Source organism: Thalassospira lucentensis (assembly GCF_001613805.1).
Classification (GTDB): Bacteria; Pseudomonadota; Alphaproteobacteria; order Rhodospirillales; family Thalassospiraceae; genus Thalassospira; species Thalassospira lucentensis_A.
Genome location: NZ_LPVY01000008.1, coordinates 90470 through 114231, shown reverse-complemented (window position 1 = coordinate 114231; position 23762 = coordinate 90470). Strand labels below are relative to the sequence as shown.

The following is a 23762-nucleotide window of genomic DNA, read 5'->3' as shown; positions in this document are numbered from 1 at the left end:
GCATGTATGGCGCTTGGTCTCACGGGCTGGAAGCCGTTGCTTTTCGCTTTTTCATCCGGCCATGTGGCCGGGCTTAAGCCGTGTCCATTTCCGCAATCTGATCGGCCATCGCGACCAGACGTTTGGCCGAAACCACATGCAAATTCTCGATCAGCTTGCCATCCACCACGACAACGCCTTTGCCCTCTTGGGCTGCTTCCTGATGGGCTGCGATGATCTTGCGTGCCCAGGCAATCTCGGTTTCGGCGGGGGCAAATGCGGTATTGGCAGCAGAAATGGTTTTGGGATGGATCAGTGTTTTGCCATCAAATCCCATTTCGCGCCCCTGCTTACAGGACGCGGCAAAACCATCATCATCCGAAAGATCAAGATGAACGCCATCAAGAATCGCAAGGCCATAGGCACGTGCTGCCAGCAGACAAAGACCAATGCTTGTTATCATTGGCAAACGATCAGGCGTATGGGCACAGTTCAGATCCTTCGCCAGATCGGATGTTCCCATCACAAAACCACCAAGACGCGGGTGAGCACCTGCAATTTCTCTGGCATGAAGCATCGCAAGTGGCGTTTCCATCATGCACCAGATACGCATATCTGCGTGCGCGCCTTCGGCCTCCATGATGGTCGCGACCTGCCGGACCGTATCAGCACTCTCGACCTTGGGCAGCAGAATGGCATCAGCCGATGTTTTGGCCGCAGCCACGATATCGGCATATCCCCACGGGGTATTTAATCCGTTGGTCCTGATCTGGATTTCACGTTTGCCATAACCGCCCTCCGCCAGCGCGGAAACAATCTGATTGCGCGCCACATCCTTTGCATCGGGGGCCACTGCGTCCTCAAGATCAAGGATCAGGCCATCAGCAGGCAGGCTGCGTCCCTTTTCCAGCGCCCGGGCATTGGAGCCCGGCATATAAAGAACACTGCGACGTGGACGTGCGGTTGCAGCCATCTGGAACTCCCGTTTGATAATTTTTGTTCAATAATTATCGATATTGTTTCCGAAAATTACCGAAACTTGTTTTGCACTGCAAGCCATCTTTTGCGTTGCGGCATAACATTGCCAATCAGAAAATGGTCTAACAATCTCGTGCATCAAAGGTTCGGGAAAGTGGCACCACGTGCCCCCATCACCGTCACCGTCGCACTACGCCCAGCAACCAACCGGACATTTTCAGGGACGTTATCAAGCGAAACGCGCACAGGTACGCGCTGCGCCAGACGGACCCAGCTAAAGGTCGGTTTGACATTTGCAAGGTTTCCGCCTGCACCCGACCGTTCACTATCCTGAATGCCACCCGCAATGCTGACCACATGACCATAAATAGCGTCATCTTCACCCATCAGACGGACTTCGACCTGATCGCCGACTGCGATACGCGGCAGTTTGGTTTCCTCGAAATAACCAGCGACATAGAATGACTGGCTATCGACCAGAGCAGCAATCGCCTGCCCTGCACCAACATAGTTTCCCCGACGCAACGAGAAATTTGTCAGGATGCCATCCACCGGGGCAACAACCTTGGTACGCGCCAAATTCAAAACCGCAAGGTCAAGATCGGCCTTGGCCAGATCCATATCTGCCTGTGCGGTCGCAAGGTTGGTTGCAACCTGTTCTTTTTTCTGGCGCGACACAACGTCGCTATCAAGCCCCTTGTAGCGTTTCATTTCACGCTGGGCCTGATCCCGTGCGGCGATGGTACTTTCAAGCTTCGCCTGTGCCTGATCAACGGCCACCTGATAACGGGCGGGATCAATGGAAAACAGCAAATCCCCGGCGTGAACAATCTGGTTATCGGTAACATGCACCTCACTGACCAGACCAGCGATATCCGGCGCAATCGCAACGACATCGGCACTAACCCGGCCATCTCGCGTCCAAGGAGAATTCATATAGTAATCATACAGCTGATAACCGCCAGCCGATGCCGCCAGAACAAGAACAAGCGTCATCAAAACACGGAGAAAATTGGCAAAAGTCGGTTTCATATCGTCACCTATTGAACAAGTAATCCCGAAAGTGCGGTCAGGATCAGCACGAACAGGGCCAGATCCGTCAAAGCAGGATGCGCGGTTATCTTGTAAAAACCGATCCGTGCAAGACCAACATGCAGCACTTTCAGGCAGAACCAGGCGCCAAGCGCCATCATCAGAAAGGCGGGTACAAACACGCCATAAATATCGATCGTCGGATTGATCATGCGGTTTCTCCCATCAGGGGTGGCAGGTCAGGCACAAGTGCCTTTTCTGCCGGGCGATCCAGCATTGGCGCACCGGTCCGTGACAAGGCACGACGCAGTGCAATCAAAGGGATCAGCAATTTACCACGCAATGGTGAGGGCGAAATCGCCACCACGTCGCGCAGGATATCGTCGACTTCTTCAACGATCAGCGGATCGGGCAGTGCGGAGAAGTCATGACGACGATTATCGAAATGTCGGGCCATGTTACGCAAAACGCCATCAAGCTTTGCTACGATGCGCCGATCCGCCAGCCCCTTGAAACGACGCAGGTCATAAATGCTGGCCGCGATTGAAACCTCGGGCATTGCGCGGATCAGGGTGTCGCGATGGTCCGGTGCGAGTGCCAGCCTCGGCAAAATCAATCCCTGCCGATCCAGCAGGCGACGGACCATAACCATCCGTGGCAAGCTGACCGTCCCGCGCGCGATTGCACTGATATCGCGCCAGTTCGACATCACCAGACGCCGGATACTGTCATCTACCGTCACGCTACGGACAAAAGCCGTCACGACCGCGGCAACTGCAAAACCGGCAAGAGAAGCAATTCCGCCATCAAGCAAAGTCGCAAAATCGCTGCTGTAACTGGTATCGACATTCAGGATCATCACAACATTGACCAGCATCGCCAGAGCAAACCCATAGGTCTGCGGCGAAGTCATCAACACTCCCAGCAAAAGGAAATAGGGCGCAAACGCCATCACAAGGAGCGGGAAACCATCGATAGCGGGCAAAATCGCAAGGCTGTAGATAATCACTGCAACAATTGCCATCGCAGTATAACGGATGAAGCCCTTTAAGGCCGGAACGGGATTATCAAGGAACGACATGATACTGGCACCGACTGCTGCCATCATCGCCGCCGTCCCACCCGCAGGCCATGCCGTCATGATCCAGAAACCGCACACAAGCAAGGTTGCAATCACCGCCGTCAGGCCGGACCGGAACGCAACACCGTAATCGCGATGCAAAGCCCGCTCCTGCGCACTATCACGCCAGCGATCCACGACGTCGGCTGGAACATTGTCGACACGCAACCCATCCCACAACCGGCAGCAATCTGAATAAAAATTCAAAAGCCGATGCAGACGATTACAAAGATTAAGCTGCAACAAGCCATCCCATTCCGATGCATTCGAGAACTCGGCACCATATGCGGCAATTCGCGTATGAAGCGCCTGCGCTGACGATCCATCGTAGTGGCCGGTTGCCATATGGATCGCAACATCATCGAGAATGGCCCGCAAATCTTTGGGGACGCTCCCACTGTAATCGACAAGCGCTGTTATTCTGTCATGAACGGCGAAAAACACAGGCAAAAGAGCGGCTATCGCGCTTTGCAGGGCCTGCAATTGGCGGGTTCGCCCAGCAAATCGGGACTTTTCATATCCCAGATGAACAGAAAGCCCGTGCAATTCACCAATATCTGCCGCGATGCGTGTCCGGTCCTGATGCAATTTTTCAGGATCAGAACCGGCATCAAAACTTAGCTGTGCCAGTTCGGCGACATCCCCCATCCAGCCATCAATCCGTGCCGCAATGACCGGCCCGACATGGCGTGGAAAAATGATATGACTGACCAGTGTGGCGCAGATAATGCCAAGGGAAATTTCCTGCACACGGGCAACCGCCGTATCAAATATCAGCCCGGGGTCGGTGACACAGGGAAAACCGACAATAGCCGCGGTATAACCTGCCAGCATGAAAAGATAGCTTTTGGGCGTTCGATCCAGCCGCGATAGATAAAGACAGCCACCAACCCAAAGAGCGAGCGCAAGCGAAAGCAAAACCGGCGCATTCACAAGATTGGGCACCATTACAATCGCCGCAACCGCCCCAATGATCGTTCCGATCACACGATAAATCGCCTTGGACGCCAGAACACCGGACAAAGGATGGGCAACGATATAGACCGTTGCCATCGCCCAGACAGGCCGATCAAGATCAAATGCCAGCGCAATGAACAATGCAAGAACCGCAGCAGCAAACGTTTTTGCCGAAAACAGCCAGTCAGCACCTTTGGGACGCAGGGCAAGAACATTTGCAAACATCTTGTCCCCCTCCTCTAAGCTTCGCTGTCGCGTTGCGCCAGCTTGCCAAGCAATTGCTGCATGACATCAAGCGTGGTCGCAAGATTTTCGGGGTCGATATCAGCCGTCAGTTCGTTGCGGATATCGGCAAGAATGACTTCGATCTCGGCGGCTTTGTCTTTGCCTGCTGCCGTCAGCGCAACCAGTTTGGCACGCCGGTCGCTCAGATCGCATACCCGCGAAATGAGCCCATCGCGTTCCAGTGCATCAATAACCCGCACAAGCGATGGGCCTTCAACACCGATCTCATCTGCGATCAAACCTTGCCGCACCGGACCGGCTGCCCGATTGAGAACAATCAGGGGCATCACCGTGGTTTGAGACAGCCCATGCGACTGCAATGTGCGGTCAATCTCGCGCCGCCAACAGCGTGCGACACGCATCAACGTGCTTCCAAGGCTCAGATAAGGGGTATCGGGATCATTGTTTTCCATGCGCAAAACATAACAGAAAAATTAGATAGGATTCTAACTATTATAATCCTATCTGTTATGCGTCACGGGCATAAATCCACCTCTGCACATGGCAGAATGAAAATTATCAATCTATATTCAATGAGTTAAACAATGGCCGCGCTATTGAGCCTTACCAAACAGGCCCGACAACAGCAGCCCCGTCACAGGTGGCACCTCGTTCAATGCCCGACCATTGGACAGAAAAACAATCGTGACACCCTGCTTCGGAAACCACGAAAATTCCGCGGAATACCCGAAATAAATTCCATCATGTCCCCAGACCGGACCCCAGTCGGTATTGCCGATCATCATGCCATAGCCATAGGAACCTTCCCCGGCAAACAGCGTATCGGTCGTCGCACGTTCCAGTGCATTCGGGCCAAGCAGAATGCCATCTGCAAACAGAGCCCGCCCGAATTTCAAAAGGTCTTCTGCAGTTGAAATCACCCCGCCATCGGCTAACTGATCACCAACATCAAAATCAGTCACATCCTCAAGCTTGCCATCCCCATTGGCATCATCGAAACCACGCGCCAGATCATCGGGTCGCGGATACCGGCCAAAGGATGTATTGCGCATTTCAGCGGGTTCGAAAATCCGCCGATTAAACACTGCTTCGATATGATCACCCTCGACCTGCTCAATCAAAACGCCCAGCAGGATGTAATTGCTGTTAGACGGATTATATTGCGTTCCGGGCTTGAAATGTGCCTCGCGGCCCGCAATCAGCGGCAGCAATTCGCGATTACGCCATCCATGCTGGGGATCGCGCCCAACCAGCTCAAAGAAAAACTCCCCATCCAGATAATCGGGAATGCCCGAGCTGTTGCGCAAAAGATCGCGGATGGTGGCAATTCTGGCGTTGGCAATCTTGTCGCGAAACTCTTCGGGAAGCCATTTGGCAATCGGATCAGCAAGATCAATCCGCTTTTCAGACGCCAGCTGCAACACGACCACCGCGGTCATCATCTTGGTCAGCGACCCGATATAGAACTGCCTTTCCCGGGTCATGCCCTTGTCAGGATTCACCGCAGCATATCCGGTCGCGGCGAAGCGCATCTGGCCGTCACCATAACCAATGCCGATCACTGCCCCCGGCAAACCGGCCTGCTCGACATATTGCCGCAGAAATTTGACCAGCGGATCGCCCGGTTCTGTTTTTTCCGCGGCATACGCCACCTGCGATGCCGATAGCGCGGCGATCAGCATAAAAAGCACCGGCATCCAAAGCCGCCAAAGGCCTGCAATCACGATTTTGTCCCCGCAAAACGTCAAATTTGGCGCCAGCATTGATCAAATTGCTTATCGGCTGATTAACCCGTTGATTTATCCATCTGTTTTATCCATGCGACCAGTGCTGCACGAAATTCCGAAGACGGCACCCAGACAATCTCCTCGCCCTGCTCTTCATATGCCGGAGCAATTTCACAAATGGCCGGGTCCACTTTTAAAATATAGGCATTCATTGCCATCTCCCAATGGCCTTCGTCGCCATTGATAACGGCATCGACCCGATCAAGCACGATCTGCGCCCATTCCGGTGCATTCTGAATATCCATAACAAGACAGGCGGCGATGCGATCATGCCCTTCGTCGCCAACAATCCTGCCGGGCCAATCGGGCACCATCATTTCACCGCCTGCCATTTTCAAACCTCACATTTCACGGTTAACGCAGCGGGAACGCGGTGTTGATGTTTCCACCATTGACCCCTACCGCAATATAGAAACGGTTTGAATCGTCAGCACCTTCACAATACGGCCCCTGTGTCGCCAACACCGGATCGGGTCGGTTTTTTCCGCACACCACCCAACCGGGTGCTCCGGTCGGACATGCTTCCTGATTGGCTTCAGCATAAAGGATGGAGTTCACAACCTCATCCTGGGAACAGCTATCGGGGAACATGGTAGAAATCGATTTCGGAACCCCGTTCTTATCGAAGGATATGTTGTAAATTCCCATCGGGTTCGCTGTCTGGGTGATCACAACATTCGTAATCCCCCCACCCGCAGGATTATTTCCTCCGGGGCGGGAGTGGAAACCGACAGCTTTGCCTTTGCCATTAATCTCACCACAGAAAACATGGTCGCCATTGATGTCGGGCAGGCCGGCATTTGTGATCGTGCCGACCGGGCACGCAATCTGTGCCGTTGCAGATGCAGCACTGAGCATAAACAGCCCACAAACCAGCAGGGTCGCGGCTGCGAAAGTTCGGGAAAGCTTTGAAAGTGTCGTCATAAACGACCTCCTTTGCCTTGTCCTATGCAGTTCCTGTCGCAACCGTCAGGGCCGCGACATACTGCCCGGAACAGACGCCACCAACCCTGCACTGTGAAGCCACGACATTAGAGCTGCGAGAATTCCAGCCCGATCCGAAGTGCCAGGACACTCGCAGGTTCAAAACGCATTGGCACGCCACCGATTTTACCGCCATGCCATTGCGCCTTGGTCAGGACGAATGCCCCAAGTGGCAAGGCATGACTGGTGCGGAAATTGACCAGTGCGCGGATTTCCCTGGGTTTGCGAATACCTTCATCCCGCCACAGACAGTGATAGGCAAAAAGCGGTGTTCCGCTGCGCCGATCAAGGAAGACAAACGGCACCTCGTAATGCCCCCAGCGTGCGTAATACAGGCTTTCAATCCCTACACTTGATGTCAGGAACTGGGTCTGGATCGCGGTTTCCGCCAACCGGGTAATCGTTCCGCTATCCATCGCCTTGGCACCGATCAGGCCAGTTCGAAGACCCGGATGGATCAAATGCACCTTGAACGCCACCGCGCGCTGAAATGGCTTGGCGTCCTGATCAACCCGCTCAAGCCTGCGCACCAGCCACGCACTTTCAAGATATTCAAGATAACGGCGCAGCGTGTTTTTGGCGATATCAAGCTCGCGCGCCAGTGTCTCGATCGAAAATTCTGCACCCGTGTTATAGGCAAGAAGCACAAACAGCCGATGCAGATCCGACGGGCTTGAAATGCCATGCAGCCCCGGAAGATCCGAATGAAGTGACCGATGGATCGACCCCGCCTCGCCATCACGATCATGGAAGCCGCCTTCATTGATATAGGCCTCGAACAGATCGTTAAGCTCGATCAGGCCATCGGGAATATCGGCGGTATAGCGCCCTACATTCGGGGTTTGCGGCAACACATCCGATGGTGCGATCCCGCGCTGCTCAAGATATTCGGCAAAACTGAAGGGCGGTAAAAACAGGCTTTGAATATGACCAAGTGCATCCTTCTTTGGCGCCAGCGCGCTAACCGCGACCACGCGCAACATCGGATCAGTGACCAGCAATTTCGCGATCCGGTCTTCCCAGTCACGCTGATAGGAAACCTCGTCGATAAACAGCCATAGCGGATGGTCCGCCGATATGCCCCGCACGGAACGCAGAAGCTTTGGCAGACGCGGCAGGTCGATTTCCAGAAACAGCGGATGTTCAAGCGAGATGTAGCAAACATGACGTCGCGGGGTATCAGCATTCAGCAATTCAGCCACCGCCTGACGCAGCATGACGGTTTTGCCAACCCCACGTGGCCCGGTTAAAACAACGGCCTTTGATCCGTCATTCTTTTCAACCGCCGTCCAGAACCGTTTGAAAAAGGCACGTTGCGGCAGATCATGAACCAGATCGTCGGTGATGCCATCCCACCATGGATTATCAAGCATCAGCCGGTGCAGGAAGTCCTGCTCGCCCGGATGTTCAATCATGGTCGCCATTATCACCCCACCCCGTTTTCCGGCTGATTTTCCGGCATGCCCGCCGCACGTTCGGCATCAAGCTAAACGGGAAAACCTTTAAATTAGGTATAGTGATAAACGCTATTTCGGCATTTTTCAGCAAATACTTGCGATTAATCCAAAGTTCCTCAAAAAGAAACCGGGCCTGCAAAACAGGCCCGGTCAGGCAGCAATGCTGAATATCATGCGGTATCACTGCAAGGCAGGGGGGGGTGATACCGGCGTCATCACAGCATGCGTTACGCTTTATCGTTGGGGGAGGATGAAGCGTCGTCAGATTTACCATCGACATCATGCTTGTCGCTGGCATCGTCCTTTTTCATCTTTTCAAGCTCGGAAGCGAGCCGGTAATCGCCGGAAGCCACATAACCTTCCATCGAACCGGTCCGACGTTCGAGATCATCGAATTTCTCACGAAGATCTTCCATCCAGGGCTCCTCGAAATCGACACCCATCGTCGGACGTTCTTCGGTCGCACCGGCATGCGTGGTCGAGGCATTATATGTTCCCGGGCGACCGGCCCCGCGGAATTTGCCGCGCAGACCATCAAACCATTCCGGATGATGCACATAGGCCCATGCAAAGGCAAACAGCAACACACCGACAGGGAAGCTGAAAATCAGGATCAGGATGAAGGCGATCAGAACCCCTTTGCGCGGGATACCGAACTTCTCCGCGATCCCGCGTGTTGTCCTGCGAATGACGCCACCGCATTCCTTGCCATCCTGGTCATGATGCCGGAAACGGCATCCGCCATGACGATGTTTCTTGTGACCGCGCTGATAACCGGCACCGGCAGCAGCTTGCTGGGCAGTCATATCCTGTTCCTCCATTCGGCAACCTCGGCATCCAACAGGCGTTCAAGTATTTCGACACGATTTTCAAGGCGTTCTGCCCGGCCTTTCAGCATGGCGACGATTTCCTTTTCCTTCGCCACCTGTTCCGGACTGGATTTTTGCTGTTCGGCTTTCATCCGTTTCCAGAGTGTTATGTAGTGAAACACAACCCATACCGGACCGACAACGACAACAAACACAATTAGCGGTACAGCAATCGCCCACATCTCAGTCAGCTCAACCTTTGTTGCAGCTTATCGCATCGAAACACGCAAACCGCTGATTATTTGTCTTTTTTGACCCGAGCCTTAAGCTCTTTCAGATCGTCCTCGATCCCGAGCTCGGCTTCAAGATCATCGAACTGCTCTTCAAGGCTCTGCCCGCGACCAAGGTCCCAGGAGTCCGCGCCAGCTTCAAGCTCGTCAATGCGACGCTCCATCTGCTCATAGCGCAGAAGCGCTTCGTCGATCTGACCGGAATGCAGTTTTTCACGCATCTTGACACGCTTTTCGGCGGTCTGCATGCGGATTTCAACTGCACGCTGCTTGCCCTTGGCTTCGTTGAGCTTGTTCTGAAGCTTGTTCAGATCATCATCGAACTTGCCAAGCGTTTCCTCAATCACTTCAAGCTCGCGCTCCAGCACGGCACTCTGATCGGCCAGACGACGACGCGCCATCAACGCACCTTTCGCCAGATCATCACGGCCTTTGGAAATGGCAAATTCTGCTTTGCCTTCCCACTCAAGCTGACCGTCATGAAGTTTCTTGAGCTTGCGCTCTACTTCCTTCTTGTCGGCAATCGCCTTGACGGCAGCGGAACGAACTTCGACCAGGGTATCTTCCATTTCCTGGATCATCAATCGAACCATTTTCTCCGGATCTTCAGCACGATCCAGAAGCGAGTTGATATTGGCATTTACGATATCGGACAAACGCGAGAACACGCCCATTGTCTGATCTCCTTAAGAATACGGGGGACGCAAAAATTCTGATCCAACTATTGCAGGCAGCGTGCCAGTTTTATTTTTCAACAAAATCAATGATTTAACATATCATCACTCTTGGAAAGTTATATTTTTCGCGACTTTAATATCGTTTTTCGATAACGTTTTTCGCGAAATGGATAGTTTGCAGCCAATATTGGGCGAAGACCCCGTTTTTCTGGCCGCCCTTGAACATGTTTCACGTCTGGCGCCGATTGAACGGCCATGTCTGGTGATCGGCGAACGCGGGTCGGGCAAGGAGCTGATTGCATCACGCCTGCATTATCTGTCCCGGCGCTGGGGCGGCCCCCTGATCAAAGTCAATTGCGCGGCCCTGACCGAAAGCCTGCTGGATACCGAGCTATTCGGTCACGAAGCCGGTGCGTTTACCGGAGCCACCAAACGCCATGTCGGACGATTTGAACGCGCACATGGCGGCACCATTATTTTGGACGAAATCGCCACCGCCAGCCCGATGGTGCAGGAAAAGCTTCTGCGCGTTGTTGAATACGGTGAAATAGAACGCGTTGGCGGCTCTGACGTAATTGAAGTCGATACCCGCGTGATTGGCGTCACCAATGAAAATCTGCGCGAACTGGCCCATCAGGGAAAATTCCGCGCCGACCTGCTTGATCGCCTTGCCTTTGATGTAATTGCCGTACCGCCACTTCGAGAACGATCCGATGATATTCTGCCGCTTGCCGAACAATTCGCCCTTGAAATGACCAAGCGCCTGTCACGTTCCGTTTTTGCTGGCTTTACTCCCACCGCCGCACGACAGCTTCTGACCCATTCATGGCCGGGCAATGTCCGCGAATTGCGCAACGCGGTTGAACGCAGCCTTTATCTGGCTGAAGATGACGAAAACCCGCTTGGGCGTATCGCACTTGATCCCTTTGCCAACATATGGTCCGAAACCGGAGCCAAAGCCGCCGCCCCGGCCAAGGCTGCGCCCCAAAACTCAGGCGACGAAACCGGCATCGACTTCAAATCAGAAGTCGCAACCTTCGAAATTCGCCTTCTGGAAAAGGCACTGGCAGACAACGCCAACAATCAGACCGAAGCCGCCAAACAACTCAGCCTGAATTATCATCAGTTCCGCCGATTACTCGACAAACACAAAGTGCATCCCGGAAAATAGACCCGGAACACAGGCATGTATCAGCCCCGTACCAAAAATTACTGCAAATCCGATCCGGCCAAACGCTGGAACCTACCCGACAGGGTCTTTTTTGCCTGCGGTGCGTGTCACATTCTCGCACACGCCTTTCTTGATCGGCACACAACAAGGACAATGCAGCCACTCTGGCTTCGCCCGTTTGAAGGTTATACCGGCAGCCATATTATCGTCATATGGAACGAGTGGGCATTTGACTATCATGGTTACAGCAAGCGCACCGACCTAATCGCCCATTATTTCAAGCGGGCGAGACAACGCTGGCCGGGATGGAATGCAGAACTTACCCTGCTGCCTCGTAACGTTCTGATATCGGAGCAAAAATCAAAGGAAATCAAAGGCCTTTGGTTGCGCGAACCAGATCAGTTTCTTCACAACGCATTGCCCCGCGCCGAACGCTATCTAGATCGATTTGGCCCACCACCCGGCATTTAATCGGCCAGCGACCGCGCGATCACCATACGCTGGATATCGGATGTGCCTTCATAGATCTGGCACACCCGGACATCACGGTAAATCCGTTCGACCGGGAAGTCTTTCAGATAACCATAGCCGCCGTGAATCTGGATCGCGGCAGAACAAACCTGTTCGGCAATTTCAGACGCATAAAGCTTTGCCATGCAGGCCTCGGTCAGGCAGGGCTTGCCATCATCGCGCAACGCTGCTGCACGATGCACCAGCAACCGTGCAGCATCGATTTTGGTAGCCATATCGGCAAGGCGGAATGCCACCGCCTGATGATCAATGATTTTTTTACCGAACGTTTCGCGCTCATTGGCGTAATCGCGCGCAGCTTCGAACGCAGCACGCGCCATGCCGACCGACTGGGCGGCAATACCGATGCGCCCGCCCTCAAGGTTCGCAAGCGCGATCTTGTACCCCTGACCTTCTGCACCCAGCATGTTTTCCGCCGGAACACGGCATTCAACAAAGGTGATCTGGCAGGTATCCGATGCATTCTGTCCAAGCTTTTCCTCGACCCGTGACACCACATAGCCCGGCGTGTCGGTGGGCACGATAAAGGCAGAAATACCACGTTTGCCTGCTTCCGGGTCCGTCACGGCAAACACAATTGCAACATCGCCTTCACTGCCCGATGTTATGAATTGTTTGGAGCCGTTGATAATCCAGTCATCACCATCGCGCACGGCACGCGTCCGCAAGGAACTGGCATCCGATCCGGCTTGCGGCTCGGTCAGACAGAACGCGCCGATCTTTTCGCCGCGCGCCATCGGGACCAGATATTTTTCTTTCTGATCTTCGGTACCGAATTTCAGGATCGGCATACACCCGACCGAATTATGCACCGACATGATGGTGGATGTTGCCCCATCGCCAGCAGCTATTTCTTCGAGTGCCAGCGCATAGGCGACATGATCCATGCCCGCCCCGCCATATTCTTCGGGCACCAGCATGCCCAAAAAGCCAAGTTCTCCCAATCCGGCAATCGCTTCGGCCGGAAAGGTATGGTGGATGTCCCATTTTGCGGCATGAGGTTTGAGTTCATTTTCGGCGAACTCGCGCGCGGTATCGCGCACCATGATCTGATGTTCTTCCAACCGCATGGCGGCCATCCTCCCCATTGGGCGATGCACCAGCCATGCGATCAGAAGATCGTTTTCATCAGGCCGGGCCTATTCTTCGCCCTGAACAAATTTGTCCTGCTCGGCATCAAAACGCCACAGGATGCCTTCCTTCATGCCGTACCACCAACCATGCAGGTTAAGGTCACCGGCATCGACCCGTTCCTTGATGAACGGGAAAGTCATCAGATTTTCAAGCGAATTACGGATCGAATGCCGGGACACCTTATCCACATCCGGCCCGTGATGAAGGCAGCATTTCGCAATGCTGACCCATTCGCCGATAAAGTCACGATCAGGCACCTTGCCCGCGTCACCATGCTCGACCAAAGCCGCCATACCACCACATCCCGAATGACCAAGAATGACGATATCCTTGACCTTAAGATCGCGAACGGCAAATTCAATCGCCGCTGACGTTCCGTGATAATTCTCGTCAGGCTCATAAGGCGGCACCAGGTTTGCCACGTTACGAACGACGAACATCTCACCCGGTTCGGCATTGGTCAAAATCGCCGGATCAACACGGGAGTCCGAACAGGCAATCAGCAGAACTTCCGGCTTTTGGCCCATATTGACCAAATCTTCTACTCGTTCAGGGCGTTGCTCGTAATACATCGCCTTGAAGCTTTTAAATCCGGCAAGCATCCGGTCGACTGTCGGTTTTGACATCACGCGAATTCCCTCATCCTCGTCAATCACTCTGGCGACAAAATAGGGTGAATTCGCGCAAGTTGGTAGCCCCAATCACTGATTTTTAGAACAACTTTAATCTGGCTCACAAAAGCTCTATGGCGACCGCAGTTGCTTCGCCGCCACCAATACAAAGTGATGCCACCCCCCTGGTTCCACCATGGGTTTTAAGTGCATGGATCAAAGTCACCAGCAGACGTGCACCGGTCGCACCAATCGGATGGCCAAGCGCACAGGCACCGCCATGGATATTGACTTTGCCATGGTCAAGGTCGAGATCACGCATGGCGGCCATTGCCACCACAGCAAAGGCTTCGTTGATTTCCCAAAGATCAACGTCATCCTTGGCCCAACCGGTTTTCGCCAGCACTTTTTTAATCGAGTCAATCGGGGCGGTCGTGAACCAGCACGGCTCTTGCGCATGGGTTGCATGTCCCATGATTTTCGCCAAAGGTTTCAAACCACGTTTTTCTGCTTCGGACTGGCGCATCATTACCATTGCCGCCGCACCGTCCGAAATGGATGCCGAATGAGCCGCTGTCACGGTACCGTCCTTACGGAATGCCGGACGCAAGGTCGGGATTTTTTCCGGTTTCGCTTTGGGCGGCTGTTCATCGGCGGAAATGGTTACATCGCCTTTACGGGTGGTAAATGACACCGGGGCAATTTCCGTATCGAAATGCCCGGCATTTGCCGCATTCTGTGCACGCGTCAATGACGTGATTGCATAATCATCCTGCTGTTCACGGGTAAAGCCATATTTATCAACTGTCGCCTCGGCAAAGGTGCCCATTGAACGACCCTTTTCATAGGCATCCTCAAGCCCGTCCAGCGCCATGTGATCATAGACCTCGGTATGACCGTACCGCTGGCCACTACGCATATTGGGCAGAAGGAAGGGTGCATTGGTCATGCTTTCCATACCACCAACGACCATGACATCGGCACTGCCAGCACACAGAATATCATGGGCAAACATCACGGCTTTCATGCCCGATCCGCACATCTTGTTGATCGTCGTTGCACCGGCGGAACGCGGGATGCCTGCGCTCCATGCCGCCTGACGCGCCGGGGCCTGCCCCTGACCGGCGGGCAGAACATTACCCATGATGACTTCGTCTACATCGTCGGATGCAACACCGCCACGTTCAAGCGCGGCCTTGATGGCAACGCCGCCCAGTTCGGATGCGGTAACGGTTGCAAAATCACCCTGCATGCCGCCCATCGGGGTTCTGGCGCAGGAAACGATAACGATGGGGTCTGAATTGCTCATGAATCTGATCCTGTATTCCAAATAGGGGATTAGGCGGTTTCACCGAAAAGCTCACGGCCGATCAACATGCGACGGATTTCGCTTGTTCCAGCACCGATTTCATAAAGCTTGGCATCGCGCAACAGGCGGCCGGTCGGATATTCGTTGATATAGCCATTGCCACCCAGCGTCTGAATGGCTTCAAGCGCCATCCAGGTTGCTTTTTCCGCAGCATAAAGGATCACACCAGCGGCATCCTTGCGCGATGTTTCACCACGATCACATGCCTTGGCAACTTCGTAAACATAGGCCCGGCAGGCATTCATCGTGGTGTACATATCGGCAATCTTGCCCTGCATCAGCTGAAACTCGCCAATCGCTTTGCCGAACTGTTTGCGTTCGTGAATATAAGGCACGACCACATCCATGCAGGCGCGCATGATGCCGGTCGGGCCTGCTGCCAGAACAGCACGCTCGTAATCAAGGCCGCTCATCAGAACACGGACACCACCGTTCAGGTTGCCAAGAATGTTTTCCTCGGGCACTTCGCAATCCTGAAACACCAGCTCACAGGTATTGGAGCCCCTCATGCCAAGCTTGTCGAGCTTCTGCGCGGTCGAGAACCCCTTGAAACCTTTTTCTATGATAAAAGCCGTAATTCCCTTGGGACCGGCATCGATATCGGTTTTGGCGTAGACCACCAGCGTATCGGCATCCGGGCCATTGGTGATCCACATCTTGTTGCCATTCAGGATGAAACGGTCGCCCTTTTTCTCGGCACGCAACTTCATCGATACCACATCCGAACCGGCCCCCGGCTCGCTCATGGCCAGCGCACCGACATGCTCGCCACTCATCAGCTTTGGCAGATACTTTGCCTTTTGTTCGGCATTGGCGTTACGCTTGATCTGATTGACGCACAGGTTGGAATGCGCCCCATAGGAAAGAGCAACCGAGGCCGATGCGCGGCTGATTTCTTCCATGGCAATCACATGTTCAAGATAGCCAAGGCCGGTGCCACCATCTTCCTCGGGAACCGTCATACCCAGCAGACCAAGATCACCAAACTTGCGCCACAGATCGCTGGGAAATTCATTTTTTTCATCGATTTCGGCGGCGCGCGGCGCGATTTCGGCCTCAGCAAAGGATGAAACGGTTTCTCGGATCGCTTCTGCAGTATCGCCGAGATCAAATTTCAATCCGGGAAATTCGAAAAATGCCATGATAATTATCCTGCCCTGGAATGGAGTTCTGTTTGGTCACGGGTATAAGACCCGCTTGATGGTTTAAGCCGCTGCGTCGCCCAGAAGTTCTGGCGGCAGCTTCATCACTTTCAGTGTCTGAAGCGAAGTCGCGCACAGAACCGGTGCACCATCCTTGCTGCCGAAAACATCAATGCGCGTAACAATAATCGACCTGCCGCGCGAAACGACTTCACCCACCGCCCGCAATTCCTGCCCGATGCCCGGTGCAACGATATTAAGCTTGTATTCGATGGTCAGCATGCCCTGATCTTCGGCAACAAGGCTCCATCCGGCGAAACCGCCTGCAATGTCCGCAAGCCCGGCAATCAGGCCGCCGTGAAAATAGCCATTATGCTGGATCAGATCGGCACGCGACGGAACCACAATCTCGACCCGCCCCGGCTTCACGTCGATGACCTCAGCCCCAATCGACAGATTGTAGGGTTGCTGACGAAACCGATGTCGGACTTCGACATCATAATTCGGATTTTGCGGCTCAAACTGTGCCATTTCTCGGTCCTGTTCTGCCTGCGGCCATTCCGGCCCAATCTTTTTAATAACCGGGAATGACGGGTTGTGACGCGATTCCGTTTTAGTTAACGTTTACGTTAACGTCAAATCAAATCCGCACAACTATACCGATTTATGATCGCAATAGGTCAGGTGCCGGTTTTCAGAAGTTTTCTGGGATTAGCAGGGATCAGTTTGTACCCGCGCTCCAGCGGGCGATGCTGGCTTCGAGCATATCAGTCATCACGTCGTCGTTCACCAGCTTGAACAAGGCTTGCGCGATCCGGCCGCGCAATGCACCAGTATTGCATGGCGACTTGTGTGACATGGTCAGATACAGGCTTTCTTCACTGACCGGGACGTCGTAACTGCGAATTCCGTCAATATTTTCCCGCGCAGCAAAAGCTTTGCCGGGAAATTCTTCATAAATCAGATATTCGCCGCGATCACGATCCAGCATCTTCAGGCCCTGTTCCAGACTTGGGACTTCGCGGATCGTCAGGTTTTGGGCCGCGTAGGTATCAAACCCCTGACCAAAACTGTTATTGATCACGGTAAGACCTTCAAGCCCGCGAAGGTCCGACCACTGGCGATAATTGATATCGATATTGTCCTTGGTCCAGATGACAGTGCGCGTCCCCTGAAATGCGGGATAAAAATAATCCATGTATTCGAGCCGCGGAACGGTGAAGAAAGCCCCGGCAATCATATCAATTCCGCCTTCGCGCATATGCTGCTGCACGCGCCCCCAGCTGCCGGTATTAACAACCTCGATCACGATACCCGCAGCTTCGCCAACGCGCTGAAGAAAATCTGCTGCCGCGCCAATCAAATGATTGCTGCCATCTTCTGCTGGCCAGAGATAAGGCGGATAATCAGGATTTCCGGATGCCAGCAGACGGGTACAATCGCGCCCGCCATCATCATTGACGGCAAGATGCTGCGATGCGTCGTGGGAATGTGCAATATTTGCCAGCAACAGTCCGGCAGCACAAACCGCCCCCGCAAACCCTGTCCGGGTTATAAATTGCATATCCACCACTCTCCAACTGCATTATCGATCACACAGCGTCGATTGTTTTGTGAAGTATGTAAGAAGGCACACGAACATATTCATCATACAGAATATGTTTTTTAGCACATTATCACAGACATTCTCCAACTGCGCGATGAGACAGAAACCAAAGAAGCCCCCGCAGAGCGGAGGCTTCTTTTAAAATCTTCAGATTTCCCGGATAGTCCAGCCAGAGCCGGAAAGGGGAAATGCCTTAGGCAGAACGGCGTTTCATGCCCTGGTTGCCACCACGGGCTTCTCCACGGCCACCTTCGGCACGGCGCGGACGATCACTGAAATCACGACCGCGGGTATCGCGATCACGATTTTTGAAACCACGTTCACCACGCGGCTTGTCAGCAAAACGACGCTCGCCATCACGTGCCGGTGCACCTTCGCCACGCGGGCGGAAGTTGGTGCCACGATCCGTACGCTCGGTACGATCAGAACGCTCTGCACGATCCGGACGCTGATCGCTAGCAGCGCGGTCAAAACGCGGCTTGCGATCAAAACGGTCACCACCGCGATCATTACGATCCGAACGGGCAGGACGATCACCGCCGCGGTCACCACGCGGCTGATCTGACTGGCCAAAACGACGACCGCCGTCACGATCGCCACCAAAAGCACGGCCGCCTTCGCGATCACCTTCGAAACGGCGCGCACCATCACGGTCACCTTCGGCACGACGCGGACCGCCGAATGAACGGGCACCGTCGCGAGCACCATCACGGCCACCACCAAATCCACCGCGACCACCACGGCCAGCATCGCGACCACCGTCACGACCGCCGCCGAAACCGCCACGACCACGACCGCCATCACGACCACCGCCAAATCCGCCGCGACCACCACGGCCGCCATCGCGACCGCTACCACCCGACGAACGGGCAGGCGGAGCCGAATGGAATTCATGATCTTCGTCGATTTCGACCTGCTGGCCGATCACGCGTTCGATGTTGCGCAGATGACGAACGTCACGCGGTTCGCAGAACGAAATCGCGATACCTTCGGCACTGCCACGGCCTGTACGGCCAATGCGGTGCACATAGTTTTCCGGATCGGTCGGCAGGTCATAGTTGATGACATGCGTGATGCCCGGAACGTCAATACCACGTGCTGCAACGTCAGTTGCGATCAGGACCGGGAACTGGCCATTACGGAAATTCCGCAGGATTTTCTGGCGAATACGCTGCTGCTTGTCACCATGGATGGCGTCGGTATCAACACCTTCATCGCGCAACTGGAACGAAAGTTCGTCCGCATCGGCTTTGGTTTTGGTGAAAACAAGTACGCGTTCGCTTTCCTGACGTTTCAGCAACTGAACCAGAAGCGAGGTCTTGTCATGACGTTTCACGAACATGCCACGCTGGGTAACACGCTCGGTCACGCTGGACTGCGGCGCGGTTTCAACCTTAACCGGATTGTTCAACAGACGGTCGGTCAGATGTTTGACAGCCGGCGGCATGGTTGCCGAGAACATCACCGTCTGGTGATCACGTGGCAGCACTTCGGCAACGGTCAGAACGTCTTCTGAGAAACCCATATCGAGCATACGGTCGGCTTCATCAAGGATGAAGACTTCGATATCGTCGAAACGGATGGTGTTGCGTGACATATGGTCAAGCAGACGACCCGGGGTCGCAACCAGGATATCAACGCCACGGCGCAGTTCCTGAATCTGCGGGCCCATCGGCGAGCCGCCATAAACAACTGAAGAAAACAGGCGAATGCCTTTTTTGAAATCGCGCAGGCACTGTCCAATCTGGTTTACCAGTTCACGCGTCGGCGCCAGAATAAGCGCGCGCGGCTGGCCCGGTGCCGGGCGTTTCGGATTTTCGGCAAGACGCTGCAACAGCGGCAGGCAGAATGCAGCGGTTTTACCACCACCCGTCTGGGAAATCCCCATCAGGTCACGACCTTCAAGCAATGCCGGAATGGTTTTTGCCTGAATCTCGGTCGGTGCGGTGAAACCGGTAGCTTCAACGTTGCGCAGCAGGGGCTCGATAAGGTTGAGCCCTTCAAAATTAGTCATAAAGGAAAGTCCTTCAAAATCCGGTCGGCGCCATGTTCGCGCCATGATGTGCCTGCTCGACAGCAATAGCGACCGGTGCACGGCGATCAAGCCGCTGCTTCGGACCCTGCATGAGAGGCATATGATGAGGCCATGACGTCATCACGTCATCGCCGCCCTCGCCTTTTCACACAGTTCCTGACAGCTCAATCTGCCCTACAAGCGAAGGAATGAAGCGGGTGATACAGGCCCCTCGGAACAAAGTCAATCAATCCCTGCGCCGGGCAGCCATGCAAAAACGCATTTATCATTCCCATATGTAACACCGAATTAATCTATCGATATCGAATTTGTGCGCATTATCGGCCGGTTACACAACATTCAAGGGGATGGACCATGCGGTTTCGGGTTGTTACGGGGATTTTCTCAATCCCGGCGATCTGCCTGCTGACGCTGATCGCGATTATCGCAACGGTGGCACTGAATTATCAAAGCAGCCTGCGAAACGGGAAGTTCGAACAGATCGAACATCTGACCGAAGGTGCGGTCACAATCGTCAATGCATATATCGCCAAAGTTAAAGCTGGCGACATGGACGAAAATACCGCCAAGGCAGAGGCTCTTGCCCTTCTCAATGCCTATCGGTTCGATGGCGAGAACTATATTTATGCATCCGACTACAGCCATTGCATGGTTCTGGATCCTCTTAGCCCCGGTGACGTTGGCAAATGTAATCCCGACAGCAAAGTACGCCAAAAGATCGTCAGCACCGCCAAGGCCGGTGGTGGTGTCATCACCTATGAAACCAAAAAGCCGGGCGAAGGCGACCGCCTGATCGAAAAGGCGGCCTATGTCCGCCCGATCCCGGAGTGGAACTGGGCACTTGGCGCTGGCGTCTATATGGATGATGTTGCTGCAGAATTTCAGTCTGTTATGCAACGTATTGCGATCATTTCCGTCATCGCCATCATCATCGCGGGGGTTCTGTCCTGGTTCGTCGGGACCCGTATCACCAAAAGCATCGTGGGCCTGAACCGCTCCATCGCGACAATTGCCGAAGGCAATTATCAGGCACCGGTTGATACCGAGTCCAACTTTACCGAAATCGGCGATATGGCATCCGGCGTTCTTGCCCTGCGCGACAAATCCGCACAGGCCCAGCAGCTTGAAAAAGATGCGGCCCTCCAGAAACAGAAAGCCGAAGAAGAACGTCGTACAAATATCCGCAACATCGCCAAAAAACTCGAAAGTGAAGTTGGCGGTATTGCCGGTGCCGTTGACCAGTCGGTTAAACGCAGTGGCGATCTTGCGATCAGCATGTCGCACAACGCTGAAGGTATTCTGGATCAAAGCCAACAGGTCGCTTCTGCCGCCGGATCGGTGTCACAGAATGTCGACGCGGTTGCCGCCGCAACCGAGGAACTCTCATCCTCGATCACGGAAATCAACGTCCAGATTTCCCAGATGTCCAACACAGTCGAACGCGCAACACATGAAAGCCAAAGTGCATCAAATGATGTTGGTGGCCTCTCCGATGCAGTCGACAAGATCAAGGAAATCGTCAGCCTGATCAATGACATCGCAGGCCAGACCAACCTTCTGGCGCTGAACGCAACCATTGAGGCCGCCCGTGCTGGCGATGCAGGCAAAGGCTTTGCCGTTGTCGCAAGTGAGGTCAAGAACCTCGCCACCCAGACAGGACGCGCAACCGAGGAAATCGCTGCCCAGATCAACGGTATCGTCGAAGGCACAGAACGCGCTGTTACCGGCATTTCACGTGTGTCGGAAACCATCGACCAGGTTCGATCTGCCTCGACCGCCATTGCAGCCGCAATTGAGGAACAGGGTGCCGCGACGCAGGAAATTGCCGGCAATGCGAACCGCAGTGCCGACGGCGTGAAACAGATTTCCTACAGCGTAGATCAGACCATGAAGAATGCGCAAAGCACTACAACCCACGCAGGCGATCTGCGCAATGCGTCCGAAGAACTTTCTTCACGTTCTTCGGAACTGACCCAGATCATTCAGCGCTTCTCAAACGACCTGGTCAAACAGGCCGAAAATTGATCCCTGCTGAAAACAGCCTAATGCATAAATAAGAAAACGGGCCATTTCCTTTGGAATGGCCCGTTTTGCTTGTCTTATGACTGATCGCAAGAGGATTTTAACCCGATCTATTCCGCCGGAAGATCATTTTCCCGACGGAAGGAATGGGATGGATAAACACCCAGAATGCGAACCTCGTGCGAGAAGAACTGAAGTTCCTCCAATGCATGACGCAGGCCAAGCTGTTCGGGATGGGCTTCGACCTCGGCAAAGAACTGGGTGGCGGTGAAATGTCCCTCAACCATATAGCTTTCAAGCTTGGTCATGTTGATGCCGTTGGTTGCAAAACCGCCAAGGGCCTTGTAAAGGGCAGCCGCAACGTTGCGGACGCGGAAGACGAAGCTTGTCACCACCGGCGTGCCATCATTGGCAATATCAAGTGGTTCGCGCGCCAGAATAATGAAGCGGGTCGTGTTATGCTCAGCATCCTCGACCTCGGTACGCAGCACATCAAGACCGTAGATTTCTGCGGCAAGTACTGGCGCAATCGCCGCAATGCTTTTATCGCCCAGATCAGCAACTTCCTTCGCACATCCGGCAGTGTCCGGACCAACGACGGTGTTCACGCCAAGTTCCCGGCGGATTTTGCGGCACTGACCCAGTGCGTGAACGTGGCTTCGGATTTCCTTGATATCGGAAATCTTCGCCCCCGGAACCGCGACCAGCGCGTGATTGATCCGAAGGAACGTCTCGCCAATGATATGCACACCGGAATCGGGCAAAATGTGATGAACATCCGCCACGCGACCGGCCAAGGTGTTATCAATCGGAATCACCGCCAGATCGACATCGCCGTCGCGCAATGCACCAAATGCGCCCTCAAACGTCCGGCAAGGCACAGTCGTCGCACCCGGAAAGGCGCGCCGGGCTGCCTGATCGGAGTAGGCACCGTGCATTCCTTGAAAAGCTATACGTTGTTGGGCAGCCATCTGGTTGTTTCCTGATATCTAATATGATTTCCATGTTGCATCCTGCGGCTTTACCGCTGAGCAAAACATAGAAAAGCCTAATTACGCGCCCAGCACAAGTCGTGCGCGTTCAAGGTCTTCGGGAGTATCAACGCCAAGTGGGACCCCGTTCACAAGGGCAACTGCGATCACCATGCCGTTTTCAAGTGCGCGCAACTGTTCAAGCTTTTCACGCATTTCAAGTTCGGCAGGCGGAAGACTGACAAACCGGTCAAGAGCCGCCCGGCGATAGGTATAAAGCCCGATATGGTGATAAAGCGGCCCGTCGCCATGCGGGGCTGTCGCGCGCGTGAAGTAAAGCGCGCGTGCAACCCTACCGGCACCAAAGGCGGCAACCGCCTTGACCACATTGGGATTGGTCCGTTCTTCTTCGCGCGTAATTGCGGCTGCCAGAGTCGCGATATCGACATTCGGATCGGCAAGCGGCTCGAACACCGCCCGAATATCTGCCGCATCAATCGTCGGCAGGTCCCCCTGCACATTGACCACGGCATCATATTTTCCGTCCGGATCAAAGCTTTGCAGCGCCTGATGCACGCGGTCCGATCCGCTCGGCAGATCCGGATCGGTCAAAACAGCAATCCCGCCAGCCGCTGTAACGGCATCGACGATTTCCTGTTCGGCACAGGCCACGATAACCGGGCCGATTCCGGCCTCGGTGGCCCGACGCCAGACATGAACAATCATCGGCTCCCCGTGAATATCGGCCAACGGCTTGTTGGGCAGGCGTGTCGATGCCATGCGGGCAGGAATAACGACAACAGGATTGCGCGGCGTAGTCATCTTGGGCCTCCGGATTGGCTTGATCCTGCTTT

The 23762-nt window shown here is 54.3% G+C and carries 24 protein-coding genes; 3 read left to right on the top strand and 21 right to left on the bottom strand.

The features are described 5' to 3' along the window. Positions 1-73 precede the first annotated feature (73 nt). The 12 genes from AUP42_RS09080 to pspA form a co-directional block, all read right to left on the bottom strand. A complete protein-coding gene (locus AUP42_RS09080; protein ID WP_062951130.1) occupies positions 74-952 on the bottom strand; it encodes an HpcH/HpaI aldolase/citrate lyase family protein in 879 nt (292 codons plus the stop codon). Between the two features lie 143 nt (positions 953-1095). Further along, positions 1096-1989 (bottom strand): HlyD family secretion protein, encoded by an 894-nt coding sequence (locus AUP42_RS09075; RefSeq protein ID WP_062951128.1) that lies wholly within the window; start codon positions 1987-1989, stop codon positions 1096-1098. A gap of 8 nt (positions 1990-1997) precedes the next feature. Further along, positions 1998-2201, bottom strand: coding sequence for a DUF1656 domain-containing protein (locus AUP42_RS09070; RefSeq protein WP_062951126.1), 204 nt, complete (start codon positions 2199-2201; stop codon positions 1998-2000). Further along, positions 2198-4291, bottom strand: coding sequence for an FUSC family protein (locus AUP42_RS09065; protein ID WP_062951125.1), 2094 nt, complete (start codon positions 4289-4291; stop codon positions 2198-2200). The genes AUP42_RS09070 and AUP42_RS09065 overlap by 4 nt, the downstream gene beginning before the upstream one ends. Positions 4292-4305: 14 nt before the next feature. Then, positions 4306-4764: a MarR family winged helix-turn-helix transcriptional regulator gene (locus AUP42_RS09060; protein WP_062951124.1), complete on the bottom strand. Its 459-nt coding sequence runs from the start codon at positions 4762-4764 to the stop codon at positions 4306-4308. A 141-nt stretch (positions 4765-4905) separates the two neighbouring features. Further along, complete coding sequence (locus AUP42_RS09055) at positions 4906-6036, bottom strand: serine hydrolase domain-containing protein (protein ID WP_231858210.1); 1131 nt, start codon at positions 6034-6036, stop codon at positions 4906-4908. A gap of 62 nt (positions 6037-6098) precedes the next feature. After that, positions 6099-6431: a hypothetical protein gene (locus tag AUP42_RS09050; protein WP_062951111.1), complete on the bottom strand. Its 333-nt coding sequence runs from the start codon at positions 6429-6431 to the stop codon at positions 6099-6101. Between the two features lie 22 nt (positions 6432-6453). Further along, complete coding sequence (locus AUP42_RS09045; protein ID WP_062951110.1) at positions 6454-7023, bottom strand: EndoU domain-containing protein; 570 nt, start codon at positions 7021-7023, stop codon at positions 6454-6456. 107 nt (positions 7024-7130) lie between these two features. Beyond that, positions 7131-8507: an ATP-binding protein gene (locus AUP42_RS09040; RefSeq protein ID WP_062951109.1), complete on the bottom strand. Its 1377-nt coding sequence runs from the start codon at positions 8505-8507 to the stop codon at positions 7131-7133. A gap of 260 nt (positions 8508-8767) precedes the next feature. Next, on the bottom strand, positions 8768-9346 hold the full coding sequence (locus AUP42_RS09035; RefSeq protein WP_062951108.1) for a PspC domain-containing protein: 579 nt from the start codon (positions 9344-9346) through the stop codon (positions 8768-8770). Continuing rightward, positions 9343-9591, bottom strand: coding sequence for an envelope stress response membrane protein PspB (gene pspB, locus AUP42_RS09030; protein ID WP_062951106.1), 249 nt, complete (start codon positions 9589-9591; stop codon positions 9343-9345). Before pspB ends, AUP42_RS09035 begins: the two co-directional genes overlap by 4 nt. A gap of 56 nt (positions 9592-9647) precedes the next feature. Then, a complete protein-coding gene (pspA, locus tag AUP42_RS09025) occupies positions 9648-10313 on the bottom strand; it encodes a phage shock protein PspA (RefSeq protein WP_062951104.1) in 666 nt (221 codons plus the stop codon). Positions 10314-10482: 169 nt separating this feature from the next. On the opposite strand from pspA, the gene pspF reads away from it, so the two are divergent. Continuing rightward, positions 10483-11487 (top strand): phage shock protein operon transcriptional activator, encoded by a 1005-nt coding sequence (gene pspF / locus AUP42_RS09020; protein WP_062951102.1) that lies wholly within the window; start codon positions 10483-10485, stop codon positions 11485-11487. 15 nt (positions 11488-11502) lie between these two features. Further along, on the top strand, positions 11503-11958 hold the full coding sequence (locus AUP42_RS09015; RefSeq protein WP_062951100.1) for a hypothetical protein: 456 nt from the start codon (positions 11503-11505) through the stop codon (positions 11956-11958). On the opposite strand, the gene AUP42_RS09010 is transcribed toward AUP42_RS09015, so the two are convergent. The 7 genes from AUP42_RS09010 to AUP42_RS08980 all read right to left on the bottom strand — a co-directional run bounded on the left by AUP42_RS09010 (position 11955) and on the right by AUP42_RS08980 (position 19894). After that, positions 11955-13088, bottom strand: coding sequence for an acyl-CoA dehydrogenase (locus tag AUP42_RS09010; RefSeq protein WP_062951098.1), 1134 nt, complete (start codon positions 13086-13088; stop codon positions 11955-11957). The genes AUP42_RS09015 and AUP42_RS09010 overlap by 4 nt on opposite strands. A 69-nt stretch (positions 13089-13157) precedes the next feature. Continuing rightward, a complete protein-coding gene (locus AUP42_RS09005) occupies positions 13158-13778 on the bottom strand; it encodes a carbonic anhydrase (RefSeq protein WP_062951096.1) in 621 nt (206 codons plus the stop codon). 106 nt (positions 13779-13884) lie between these two features. Beyond that, positions 13885-15072, bottom strand: a complete 1188-nt coding sequence (locus AUP42_RS09000) for an acetyl-CoA C-acyltransferase (RefSeq protein WP_062951094.1) — start codon at positions 15070-15072, stop codon at positions 13885-13887. Between the two features lie 29 nt (positions 15073-15101). Further along, on the bottom strand, positions 15102-16274 hold the full coding sequence (locus AUP42_RS08995) for an isovaleryl-CoA dehydrogenase (protein ID WP_062951092.1): 1173 nt from the start codon (positions 16272-16274) through the stop codon (positions 15102-15104). 63 nt (positions 16275-16337) lie between these two features. Then, entirely contained in the window at positions 16338-16805 is a 468-nt protein-coding gene (locus tag AUP42_RS08990; RefSeq protein ID WP_062951091.1) for a PaaI family thioesterase, read from the bottom strand. A 190-nt stretch (positions 16806-16995) separates the two neighbouring features. After that, positions 16996-17838, bottom strand: a complete 843-nt coding sequence (locus AUP42_RS08985; protein WP_231858209.1) for a substrate-binding periplasmic protein — start codon at positions 17836-17838, stop codon at positions 16996-16998. A gap of 235 nt (positions 17839-18073) precedes the next feature. Next, positions 18074-19894 (bottom strand): DEAD/DEAH box helicase, encoded by a 1821-nt coding sequence (locus AUP42_RS08980; RefSeq protein WP_062951090.1) that lies wholly within the window; start codon positions 19892-19894, stop codon positions 18074-18076. A gap of 375 nt (positions 19895-20269) precedes the next feature. Here AUP42_RS08980 and AUP42_RS08975 point away from each other — a divergent pair, with 375 nt between their 5' ends. Continuing rightward, positions 20270-21940 carry a methyl-accepting chemotaxis protein gene (locus AUP42_RS08975; protein WP_062951089.1) on the top strand — a complete coding sequence of 557 codons (1671 nt, stop codon included), beginning with the start codon at positions 20270-20272 and terminating at the stop codon, positions 21938-21940. A gap of 107 nt (positions 21941-22047) precedes the next feature. Here AUP42_RS08975 and AUP42_RS08970 read toward each other — a convergent pair whose 3' ends face one another. After that, entirely contained in the window at positions 22048-22908 is an 861-nt protein-coding gene (locus tag AUP42_RS08970; protein ID WP_062951086.1) for a prephenate dehydratase, read from the bottom strand. Between the two features lie 81 nt (positions 22909-22989). Then, the gene (locus tag AUP42_RS08965; RefSeq protein ID WP_062951084.1) at positions 22990-23730 is read right to left on the bottom strand and encodes a 3-deoxy-manno-octulosonate cytidylyltransferase; all 741 of its coding nucleotides are present in this window, start codon (positions 23728-23730) and stop codon (positions 22990-22992) included. Positions 23731-23762 lie beyond the last annotated feature (32 nt).